This window comes from Mesorhizobium sp. CNPSo 4689 (genome assembly GCF_057784325.1).
This window is the reverse complement of record NZ_JBWLUZ010000019.1, coordinates 90,627-101,258: the sequence shown is the minus strand read 5'-3', so window position 1 is coordinate 101,258 and position 10,632 is coordinate 90,627. Positions and strand designations below refer to the sequence as shown.

The following is a 10,632-nucleotide window of genomic DNA, read 5'->3' as shown; positions in this document are numbered from 1 at the left end:
TCAACAGACGCGACAACCCGGGTGCGAAGATCCATCGAGTAAGGCTTGCCCATCCGTGCCGGCCTCCTTGTCCAGCCAGCACGTTGAATCAGATTTCCAAGCCTTAGGGAATCCCAGCCGATTCAGCCTCAATTCATTCCGCTCTAGCCGATTTGCCGGCCGGCGATAGAAGGAAAAGTCAGGATCTTCGCGACAGGGCTGCTGCCGGCAACATGCCAGGCCGAAAAGCCCGCGACCGATCTGGCCGCAGGCGCGAAAATGTCCGGGATCGGAAAGCTGCGTTCAGCGCAGGACGCGGCAGCGGCCGTTGTAGACCATCCAGCGGTCGAAGCCCGCGACGCAGAATTCGACATTGTCGCCGATCGAGGCGAAACCTTGCCCTTCCTCGATCAGGTACCAGATGGTGCGGTCGTGGCCGTCCGACAGGGCGACCGTGGCGCCGCAATAGCGGCGGCCAATCGGCCATTGTTCGCTGGCCGGCAGATAGCGGTGCTGGTGGATGCGGCGGAAATCGGTGATCGCGACATCCGGCAGATGCGGCACGTGGCGCACCTGGTAGGAAAAGCGGCTGGTGATCTTGTTCAGCACCCAGGCCTCGCCGCATACACCACCGTCCTCGTCGGAATAGACGGAAAGATCGGCGGCGTGCGCCGCCTGGGTGAAGCCGAGCGAGGTGGCGAGCGGCGTGCAAAGCGAAATCAGTGCGGCAAGGGCGGATTTGGCGAAGCGAGTCATGACAGCCTCTCAAGGTCGATTGCGCGCACTGTGCGGATTCGCCGGTCGGCGGTCAAGCGGTTGTGATGATGATGGTTTCCAGCTTCGAACTCGCCATCCGCCAGAGATGGCTTCGCAAGGCGGGAAACCGCTGCCGCCTTACCCCGCTTCCCCAGCGAGCCAGCGCAGCGACCAGTCCGCCGGTCGCCCGACCACGAGCAATCTGTGCAGGGCCGGCAGCAGAAGGCGCAACTCGCCCTCAAGCGTAAAGGGCGGGTTGACCACCACCATGCCGCTGCCGTCGAGGCTGGGCTCCGACGAGGCCGGCCTAATCTCGAATTCTATGTCGAGCAGCTTCGGGATGCCTGTCTGCTTGAGCGCCTTCCTGAAGGCGATGACCGCCTTGCGGTCCTTGATCGGATACCACAGCGCATAGATGCCACCCGGCCAGCGCTTGTGGGCCTTGACCAACCCGTCGACCAGACGGTCGAATTCGCCCACCGCCTCGAATGGCGGATCGATCAGCACCAGGCCGCGCTTTTCCTTCGGCGGCAATTGCGCGCCGAGCGCCAGCCAGCCGTCGAGCTCGATCACCCTCGCCTGAAAATCGCCGGCGAAGACCGCTTTGAGCCGGTTCGCATCGTCGGGATGCAATTCGATCGCTGTCAGCCGGTCCTGCTTGCGCAGCAGATGCCTGGCGATCAGCGGCGAGCCCGGATATTTTTTTATGCCGCCATCTGGGCCGCCGTCGGGGTTGAGCGCGCGAACCGCCTCCAGATAGGGCGCCAGAAGGGCGGCTGCCTTGGCATCCAGGTTTACGCCGATCAGCCTGCCGATGCCGCCCTGCCATTCGCCGGTCTTCTGCGCCTCCGTCGACGACAGATCGTAGCGGCCGATGCCGGCATGGGTGTCGATGACGCGGAACGCCTTGTCCTTCTGCTTGAGATATTCGAGCAGCCGCGTCAGCACGACATGCTTGACGACGTCGGCGAAGTTGCCGGCATGGTAGGCGTGGCGGTAGTTCACTTCGAGCCCCTGCCCCAGCGCGGCGGTGGCGGCTGCGAGTTCGGGTTCTCCGGCCGGCCGCCGCCACGACCAATGACCATCGCCAGAACCAGCCCGATCAGGCCGGCCGCCATCAGCGAGAAGCCGACCGGCCGCGCGCGGTTGTCGATCTCGCCGGCGCCGGCGCGCAGCACGAGGTCGACCGCGCGCATCGGAATGTTCTCGGCATCGCCAGGGCCGACGGTGAACAGGTAGGCGCCAGGGCTGACCGTCTCGATCACGCCCGCCTCGTCGCGAAAGATCTTGTCCGGCGATTGCGGGCTGGGCTGGCGCGGATTGTCGGTATGGTTGAACTGCAGCGTCGAGGCGAGCGCCGTGCGGCCGCCGGCCGCGGCGGTCAGCGTCAGCACGGTGCGCTGCTGCGAGACGATGCGCTCGACCCTTGCGGTCAGGTCGACCAGCACCCTGACCGGCGCGTCGCTTGCGGCAAGCGGCACTGTCACCGGCCTGAACCGGCCCTTCTCATAGACCCGCCAGGTGCCGATCTCATGGCCGGAGAAGTTGCTCATCGCCCAGGGATAGGCGACGCCGATGGCGGCCCCGGCGAGCAGGATCAGAACAAACAGAAAGCGCATGCGCCAGGCTACCTCGAATTGGCGCCGCCAAGGGCGCGCTCCATCTCGTCGAGCAGCATATCGAGGCCGAGATCGAATGTCCGGTCGAAATCGGCGGCGCCGAAATAGCGCCCGGCGGCGGCGACATTCGGGAAATCCCGCGCCAGCTGCTCGTCGCTGACGGTGGTGACCGCCGACGGGCCCTTGGCATAGCCGGCGGTCTCGTCGAGGATCGCACCCATCAGATAGTAGCCGACAGTGCGGAACAGCCGCGCGCTCAGTTCGGGACCGAAGCCTCCGGCCTCGAACAGGCCGAGGATGCCACTCAGCCAGGCGAGGCAAGTCGGCGAATTCATCCGGTAGGTGACCAGGAACGGCGCGAAGGCCGGATGCTCGCTGCCGATACGGAGGAAGTCGTGCATGGCGATGTGCATTCTTTGCCGCCAGGGCAGACCGGCGTCGGGCATTTCGAGCGAGCCGATCAGCCGGTCGACCAAGGCTTCGTGCAGATGCGCCTGCGACGGAAAGTGGTGATAGATGCTCATCGCCTCGCAGCCGAGGTCGGCCGCCAGCTTGCGCATCGAAAAGCCGGCAAGGCCCTCCCTCTCGATCACCCCGAAAGCCGCATCCTCGATCATCTCGCGGGACAGCCGCCCGCGCGTTCGCTTTTTCTTGATCGATGAGTCCATGGTGCCGCTTGACAACTTACACTGTAAGATTAATTTTCCGCATTACCTTACATCGTAAGGCTAACAAACACCAGAGGAGAAAACGATGTCTGCCTATCTCATAGTTTCATCCGCGCATTCCTGCCTTCGCTATGCGTCCGCATCCGTGCTTGCCGCTGCCTGCGCACTCACCCTGACGCTGGCCGCCGCACCTGCCCAGGCCGACGACTATGACGCTGCCATCGAGGACATCCAGTCGAGCGGCGTGCCAAGCTTCGTGAAGCAGTTCCCGTAAACGTTGCATTTCGATCAAACAGCTATCGCTAAAATAACCGACCTCGGCATAATGGAATGTGTCAGCGCCTGCCCAATGATCCGGGGTATGGCCCCGCATGTGATTGAATGAGGGGTTTTTTGATGCGCGAAGTTCATGAGCAGCACAGAGGCCGCCAATGCAGGTTAAATTTCGACAGCGTGAATAGATTTGTGTACAGAGCGCTCGTCATGGGGAGCTTTCTGGCGACATCTTGGCGACAATACTTTACTTCAGGCGAATTGTTTTCTTTCAACTCATCTCAAACCGGAAGCGCAGCTTTGGTCAGCGTGAAGTCATATCCCAAAATTCAAACCAGACCTGTGGCCCGCCCGATCACCAAAAAGCGCATGAACCCATACCTCGGAGCCGCCACGCATATTTGCAGCCCGAGCGGTTTCGGGCAGCAATCGCACTGCTTCCTGCGGGTCCAAAGCCAGACCCCGGCCGAGAATATTTAAAATTTTATCATTTCCCAAGCAGATCGCGCGCCGCCGGGGGCGTATCTGGAAACTCTTCCATGCACGAAAGTCGCCAAACCTTGACTTCCCCTGGCGAATTTTCAGGCGCTGCTTTGCAAGCCTGGCAAATGCGCACCAACCACTTCCGTCTTCCAGGTCTCCTGCCAATGCGATGCTTGCACCGAGGGAGAGACGGTCGACCTCGCCCATGATTAACCACTCGCCAATGAATACGGTTAACGAATCTCTAATTTAGTTGACTATGTTGTCCACAGGTATATTTTTATCTGCGTTGGGTGTGCAATTTGGGCGAGCAATCCGCGATGGTGGCAACCAGACGCGTGGTCGCGATTCAGGGGTATTGAATGCTGAGCGGCAGCCAATAAGCCGTGCGGCACGATCTCCGCTAACTCAGACTATTTACGCACATCATTGATGGCGATTCCGCGCGAGCGGAGGTTTTCGCCACGTTCTTTGGGACGTGGCCGGGCGAAGCTTTGTCCCGGCCTCGGGGTAGCGTTTGGGGCGCGTAAGGGGGATGCCATGAGTAAAGTGATCAAGGTTCTGAAGCCCGGTGTGGGGACCGGCCGGCGGGGCGGCAGTTTCAATCGCGGCCGCGCTCTGGTCGCCGGAGGCGCAGGTTTTCTAGGCTCGCATCTGTGCGAGCGGCTGCTGCGCGATGGCTACGAAGTCATCGCGGTGGACAATTTCCACACCGGCAAGCGATACAATCTCAACGTCCTGCAGCGCGATCCGGGCTTCCTGTGCATCGAGCACGACATCATCGATCCGCTGCCCCGCGACCTCCCGGTCGACGAAATCTACAACCTCGCCTGCCCGGCATCGCCGCCACATTACCAGGCCGACCCGATCCACACGTTCAAGACGAGCGTACTCGGCTCGCTGAACCTCCTGGAACTTGCCCGGCGGCACAACGCCAAGATATTCCAGGCGTCCACCTCCGAGGTCTATGGCGACCCGCTGGTGCATCCGCAGCCCGAAGGTTATTTCGGCAACGTCAACACGCACGGCCCGCGATCCTGCTACGACGAAGGCAAGCGCTCGGCCGAAACCCTGTTCTTCGACTATTCGCGAACCTACGGCATCGATGTGCGCGTCGCCCGCATCTTCAACACCTATGGCCGCCGCATGCAGCCCGATGACGGCCGCGTGGTGTCGAATTTCATCGTCCAGGCATTGCGCGGCGAGGACCTGACCGTCTACGGCAGCGGCCTGCAGACGCGCTCGTTCTGCTATGCGGACGATCTGATCGAAGGCTTCATCCGGCTGATGAATGCCCCCAATGCGCCAGCGCATCCGGTCAATCTCGGCAATCCCGTCGAATTCACCGTCATGGAGCTGGCCAGGCTGGTCATCGACTACACGAATTCCCGCTCGAAGATCGTGCACCGGCCGCTGCCGGTCGACGATCCCAGGCAGCGCAAGCCCGACATTTCCTTCGCCAGGCAGCATCTCGGCTGGGAGCCGCAGGTCAGCCTGAGCCAGGGCCTGGCGCACACGGTGGAGTATTTCGACACCCTGATCTACGGCAGCCGGCCCGTTAAGGAGGCCGCGATGTCATGACACGCCGCCCCATATTGGTGACCGGTGGGGCCGGCTTCATCGGCAGCCACACTTGCAAGCTGCTATCGGCCGCCGGCTACCTGCCCGTGGTCTACGACAATCTTAGCCGCGGCAATGAGAAATCCGTCGCCTGGGGCCCGCTCGTCGTCGGTGACATCCGCGACGGCGAGGCGCTGCGGCAGGCGATCGCGACCTACCGGCCGAAGGCGATCATCCACTTCGCGGCGCTCGCATATGTCGGCGAGTCGGTCCGCGAGCCGGCCGAATACTATTCGACCAATGTGGCCGGCACCATCGCCGTGCTCGACGCGGCGCGCGCAGGCTCCATCCAGAACGTCATCTTCTCGAGCAGCTGCGCAACCTATGGCGTGCCCGAAGCATTGCCGGTGCGCGAAACGTCGTCGCAAAATCCGATCAGCCCCTATGGCCGGACCAAGCTGATGGGCGAGCAGATCATCGGCGATTACGCGGCGGCCTACGGGATGAAATACGCGATCCTGCGCTACTTCAACGCCTGCGGCGCCGATCCCGACGGCGAGCTCGGCGAGTGGCACACACCCGAAACCCACCTCGTTCCCAGGGTGCTGATGGCCGCGTCCGGGATGATCGACGAGATCGAGGTTTTCGGCACCGACTACGACACGTCGGACGGCACCTGCGTGCGCGACTACATCCATGTCAGCGACCTCGCCCGCGCGCATCTCAAGGCGCTCATGCATCTCGAGGCCGGCGGCGAAAACCTGTCGGTCAATCTCGGCACCGGCCGCGGCGTGTCGATCAAGGAGATCCTGCAGGCGGTCAGCCGCATGACCTCGAAATCGGTTCCGGCTGTCTACAGGACCAGGCGACCGGGGGACCCGGCCGAGCTCTATGCCGACCCGGTCAACGCACGCGAACATCTAGGCTTCGTGCCGGAACTTTCCGACATCGATACGATCGTCAGGACGGCCGCGCCCTTCTTCGGGCTGGAGGCAGTCCGATGATGTCACTGCAATGGTTTTTCCCGGTACTTGCCACGGCCTTATGGGCCGCATGGCACGTGAAATGCGCCGGTCAGAAATACCAGCCCGCAAGGCTGGTTGTCGTCCCTGTATGTAGCTTGTCGGGGCGAGGGCTCGCTGAGCTGGAGTGAGGGCTTTAGTCTCAGCGAGCCTGATTTATGCTTGATCCAATGCCTTATTCCAGCCGGGGGCTAGCTCTTGGAATCGACCAGTTTGCGGGTCTCTTCGAATTGCGCGCCTCTGGTGTCGCCTTGCTCGAATTTCTTGTACTCGTCGCTGGGTTCTTCGGCAGAGTGTTTGAAGCTGTACCACCGCCCATCCGGATCCTTGCGCTGCTCGATGTTGCCGCCGTTGATACGGTGGCTAAAACATGTGCGCCCAAGCTTGCCGGCGTAGTCTTTGGACCGCCAGGCGGCTTCCATGCACATCTTGCCGTCCTTTGTGACCAACCACCTGCCTTCCGCGACCCACGCCGAGTCCTGGGACGTCCAGGCCTGCAGGCGCCTGTTGTCCTTGGCAAAGTAGGCCGCGCCATCCTTCCAGACCCAGGTGCGGTTCTGGTAAAGAACTTGCAGCTCATAGGCGGACGGAACAGTGGCCGAGGCATCTGCCTCCGCAGGCGCTTTGTCCTTGGCGGCCGCATTCGCGGTTCCGAGAAGCGCAATCTGACAGCAGATGGCCAGGAGGGGCGCTAGGGATGCGGCACGGCGATGGGGTTGCGCCCCAGATCCCCTTTTGGTTGTCATGGCGAGCGATCGCATTTCGGTATTCGCTTCTCAATGGGGCGGAGTTGGCCGAATATTTCCTGGAAGTGCCCGGGGATTGCAAGGCACTGCCGTTACTACCTGCACACTATTAATCGCCGCGCGAAGAACGATGTCAACCTTTCCGGGAAGGCCGGTCGCGAACGTGGCGAACTCTCGTGACAGACTGCAAAATCAAGGATTTGCGGTGCATGCCGATACTGTCGACGCCCCGTCGGCATGCCCCAAATCCGTCGACGACCAAGTTGGTGGATTCGCGTAGTCTGGTGATCTATAAGACCGCCACACTTCAACGCGGCCGAAAACGTCGAGGCTCATGGTTGCTTCCGCGGATCTGCCAGTGCACTCAACAAACGAGCAGTGCGGGGTACGGGTGCAGCAAAACAATGGGTCCGGCGCCGCCGAGCACTATAGGCCCGCGCAAGCGGCGGAGAATTGGTTGAAAAGAATAGTCTCGATTGCTGTGACGCTGGCGCTGCTGGCCTGGCTCGCCAGCGACTCGCGCTGGAAGATGGTCGGCGATGCCTTCGCCAGCATCACACCCGGCGCATTCGCGGCTGTCGCGCTGGCGCTGTTCGTCACCTATGTGCTGCGGGCGCTGCGCGTCTGCGACGAGTTCCGCGACGAGGTGAACGGCCGTTTCGGCGCCTGCCTGCGCGTCATTCTGATCCACAATGCCATGATCAACGTGGTGCCCTTCCGCGGCGGCGAGACCGCCTTTCCACTGCTGTTGCGGCAGGTCTTCGGCATACCGCTCATGCGCGCCAGCGCCTCGCTGCTGTGGTTCAGGCTGCAGGACGCCTTCGTCGTTGGCGTGCTCGCCTGCCTGGTGTGGCCGGGCCTCAATCCCGCGCTGAGGGCGGCGGGGATCGCGGCGCTGATCGCGGCCGCCTGGTATCTACCGCGATGGGCGCGCGCGCCGCATGACTGGGCGGCACGCGGCAGGATCGTTGCGAAGCTCGGCATGCTGCGCGACATTTTCACCGAGGCGACTGGGCGGTCGCGCTACGGCTGGTGGTGGACGGTCGCCAACTGGGCGCTGAAGCTTGCCGTGCAGGGCTGGCTGCTGGCCATGCTGCTGGGCACGTCTTTCCAGACTGCCTTTCCCGGGACCGTCGGCGCCGAGGCCGCAGCCATTCTTCCAGTGCAAGGCGTCGCCGGCTTCGGCACCTATGAGGCGGGAGCGGCGGCTGCGCTGCTCTATTCCGGCATTGCCATCAAGAGTGGCCTGCAGGCGGCGCTGGCACTGCATCTGTTCATCTTCTGCTCGGCCATCGCGACGGGCGCGATCGCATGGCTGTTCCCCTCGAAATCGACCGTGCCGGGAAACCCGGCCGTCGGCTCTGCAAGAAAGTCATCGCCATGAACGTATTGCCCATCCCCGCTTCGGGACTGCCCGAGGGCGCGGTCATGCCGGACCACACGCTGTCGATCGTCGTTCCCATGTACAACGAGGCCGAAAACGTCGAGCCGCTGCTGGCGCGCATTCACCAGGCGATGGAGCATTACAGCCAACCGTGGGAGGTAGTGCTGGTGGACGACGGCAGCACCGACGCGACGCCAGGCGAGATCAAGCGCCTGGCGGCGCATTACGGCCCGCATGTGCATGCGGTCGAGCTGGTGCGCAACTACAAGCAGACGGCGGCGATGCAGGCAGGCATGGACGCGGCACGCGGCGAGGTCATCGCCACGATCGACGGCGACCTGCAGAACGACCCCTTCGACATCCCGCGCATGGTCTACCGGCTGCTGACCGAGGATCTCGACCTGGTGGTCGGCTGGCGCAAGGACCGCCAGGAAGGGCTTTTGATGCGCAGGCTGCCTTCGCGCATCGCCAACTCGCTGATCGCGCGCGTCACCGGCGTGCGCCTCAAGGACTATGGCTGCAGCCTCAAGGTCTATCGCGGCAACGTCATCCGCAGCGTCAGGCTCTATGGCGAGATGCACCGCTTCATCCCGGCCTGGCTCGCCACAGTGACGACACCACGGCGCATCGCGCAGGAAGTGGTGACGCACCATGCGCGGATCCACGGCCAGTCCAAGTACGGCATTTCGCGCACCTTCAGGGTCGTCCTCGATCTGGTCTTCATGTATTTCTTCATGCGCTATCGCACGCGGCCCGGGCATTTCTTCGGCGGCATCGGCATCGTGCTGGGCGCGCTGGGCTCGCTGATCCTTACCTATCTGTTCGGCCTGAAGCTGTTTTTCGGCCAGGACATCGGAACGCGCCCGATGCTGTTCACCGGCTTCTTCCTGCTCATCGCCGGGGTGCAGATGGTGACGTCGGGCGTGCTGGCGGAAATGCTGGCGCGCGTCTATCACGAGGCGAACGGGTCGTCGGCCTATGTCGCGCGTCCGCAATCGGCGCCCGGTGAAAATGAAGGCGACGGCTGGTATCGCCCCAGCCGGTGACCCGATCGCAAAGCTCTGGGGGGTTCTATGTCGATAGTTGTGACCGGTGCCGCGGGCTTCATCGGCAGTCATGTCTGCCAGCGGCTTCTGGACCGCGGCGACGAGGTCGTCGGCGTTGACAACATGAACGCTTATTACGATCCGGCGCTGAAGGTAGCGAGGCTCGCCCGGCTTTCCGGCAGGACGGGATTTTCGTTCCACGAGCTGGACGTTGCCGAACCGGGCGTCCTGGCCGCGGTGCTTGGCAAGCGGCCGGTCCGCAAGATCGTGCATCTGGCAGCCCAGGCGGGCGTGCGCTATTCGCTGGAAAATCCGCGCGCCTATATCCATGCCAACATTGCCGGCCATCTGGAAATTCTCGAACTCTGCCGGGCTGCGCCCGACATCGAGCACCTCGTCTACGCCTCGTCGAGCTCGGTCTATGGCGGCAACACCAAGGTGCCGTTCTCGGAGAGCGACCGCGTCGACGACCCGGTGTCGATCTACGCCGCGACCAAGAAGGCCGACGAGCTGATGAGCTCGACCTATTCGCATCTGTTCGGCCTGCCGCAGACCGGCCTGCGCTTCTTCACCGTCTACGGCCCGTGGGGCCGGCCCGACATGGCGAGCTGGATCTTCACCGAGGCGATGCTTGCGGGCACGCCGATCCGGGTCTTCAACCATGGCGAGATGTGGCGCGACTTCACCTATGTCGACGACATCGTCGACGGCGTCGTCGCCGTCCTCGACAAGCCACCAATCGGCGGGCACGCCCTCTACAATATCGGCAACAGCCAGCCGGTCCATCTCGGCCGTTTCATCGACACGCTGGAAAGCTTGCTCGGGGTCAAGGCGATACGCCACAACGAGCCCATGCAGGCCGGCGAGGTCGAGAAGACCTATGCCGACACCAGTGCGCTGGAGCGGGATTTCGGCTTCAAGCCGAAGGTGCCGATCGAGGAAGGTTTGCGGAATTTCGTCGACTGGTATCGCCAGGAATGGCGGCCGGAGGGCAAGAGGTAGCGGGCAGAGCCTGCGCCAACCTCTTGCCCCCGGCTCGCGCCCCCCGGCTGAAAATCAGTAACGTGAACGGCAGCTCGACCGCTGGCCAAAGCCG

Annotated in this window: 12 protein-coding genes; 6 read left to right on the top strand and 6 right to left on the bottom strand. The window is 63.0% G+C overall.

Features of this window, described 5'->3' with window-relative positions:
- Positions 1-282: 282 nt before the first annotated feature.
- From AC04SI_RS22015 to AC04SI_RS22000, 4 genes are all read right to left on the bottom strand, one after another.
- Positions 283-735: a hypothetical protein gene (locus AC04SI_RS22015; RefSeq protein WP_006202602.1), complete on the bottom strand. Its 453-nt coding sequence runs from the start codon at positions 733-735 to the stop codon at positions 283-285.
- A 138-nt stretch (positions 736-873) separates the two neighbouring features.
- On the bottom strand, positions 874-1,740 hold the full coding sequence (locus AC04SI_RS22010; RefSeq protein WP_404280859.1) for a 23S rRNA (adenine(2030)-N(6))-methyltransferase RlmJ: 867 nt from the start codon (positions 1,738-1,740) through the stop codon (positions 874-876).
- A complete protein-coding gene (locus tag AC04SI_RS22005; protein ID WP_404280857.1) occupies positions 1,737-2,354 on the bottom strand; it encodes a hypothetical protein in 618 nt (205 codons plus the stop codon). Before AC04SI_RS22005 ends, AC04SI_RS22010 begins: the two co-directional genes overlap by 4 nt.
- Positions 2,355-2,362: 8 nt before the next feature.
- Positions 2,363-3,022, bottom strand: coding sequence for a TetR/AcrR family transcriptional regulator (locus AC04SI_RS22000; RefSeq protein ID WP_404280855.1), 660 nt, complete (start codon positions 3,020-3,022; stop codon positions 2,363-2,365).
- An 85-nt stretch (positions 3,023-3,107) separates the two neighbouring features.
- Between AC04SI_RS22000 and AC04SI_RS21995 the strand changes: the two genes are divergently transcribed.
- Positions 3,108-3,296, top strand: coding sequence for a hypothetical protein (locus tag AC04SI_RS21995; RefSeq protein ID WP_404280853.1), 189 nt, complete (start codon positions 3,108-3,110; stop codon positions 3,294-3,296).
- A 314-nt stretch (positions 3,297-3,610) separates the two neighbouring features.
- On the opposite strand, the gene AC04SI_RS21990 is transcribed toward AC04SI_RS21995, so the two are convergent.
- The gene (locus AC04SI_RS21990; RefSeq protein ID WP_404280851.1) at positions 3,611-3,985 is read right to left on the bottom strand and encodes a hypothetical protein; all 375 of its coding nucleotides are present in this window, start codon (positions 3,983-3,985) and stop codon (positions 3,611-3,613) included.
- 333 nt (positions 3,986-4,318) lie between these two features.
- Here AC04SI_RS21990 and AC04SI_RS21985 point away from each other — a divergent pair, with 333 nt between their 5' ends.
- A complete protein-coding gene (locus AC04SI_RS21985) occupies positions 4,319-5,359 on the top strand; it encodes a UDP-glucuronic acid decarboxylase family protein (RefSeq protein WP_404280849.1) in 1,041 nt (346 codons plus the stop codon).
- A complete protein-coding gene (gene galE / locus AC04SI_RS21980) occupies positions 5,356-6,342 on the top strand; it encodes a UDP-glucose 4-epimerase GalE (RefSeq protein WP_404280846.1) in 987 nt (328 codons plus the stop codon). The genes AC04SI_RS21985 and galE overlap by 4 nt, the downstream gene beginning before the upstream one ends.
- Positions 6,343-6,551: 209 nt before the next feature.
- On the opposite strand, the gene AC04SI_RS21975 is transcribed toward galE, so the two are convergent.
- Positions 6,552-7,121, bottom strand: coding sequence for a DUF995 domain-containing protein (locus AC04SI_RS21975; protein ID WP_404280843.1), 570 nt, complete (start codon positions 7,119-7,121; stop codon positions 6,552-6,554).
- 442 nt (positions 7,122-7,563) lie between these two features.
- On the opposite strand from AC04SI_RS21975, the gene AC04SI_RS21970 reads away from it, so the two are divergent.
- Genes AC04SI_RS21970 through AC04SI_RS21960 form a run of 3 tightly spaced genes read left to right on the top strand, consistent with a single transcriptional unit; the run spans position 7,564 to position 10,538 of the window.
- A complete protein-coding gene (locus AC04SI_RS21970; protein ID WP_404280840.1) occupies positions 7,564-8,490 on the top strand; it encodes a lysylphosphatidylglycerol synthase domain-containing protein in 927 nt (308 codons plus the stop codon).
- Positions 8,487-9,536 carry a glycosyltransferase family 2 protein gene (locus AC04SI_RS21965; RefSeq protein ID WP_404280839.1) on the top strand — a complete coding sequence of 350 codons (1,050 nt, stop codon included), beginning with the start codon at positions 8,487-8,489 and terminating at the stop codon, positions 9,534-9,536. The genes AC04SI_RS21970 and AC04SI_RS21965 overlap by 4 nt, the downstream gene beginning before the upstream one ends.
- A gap of 27 nt (positions 9,537-9,563) precedes the next feature.
- Positions 9,564-10,538, top strand: a complete 975-nt coding sequence (locus AC04SI_RS21960) for an NAD-dependent epimerase/dehydratase family protein (protein ID WP_404280836.1) — start codon at positions 9,564-9,566, stop codon at positions 10,536-10,538.
- The last annotated feature ends 94 nt before the right edge of the window (positions 10,539-10,632 follow it).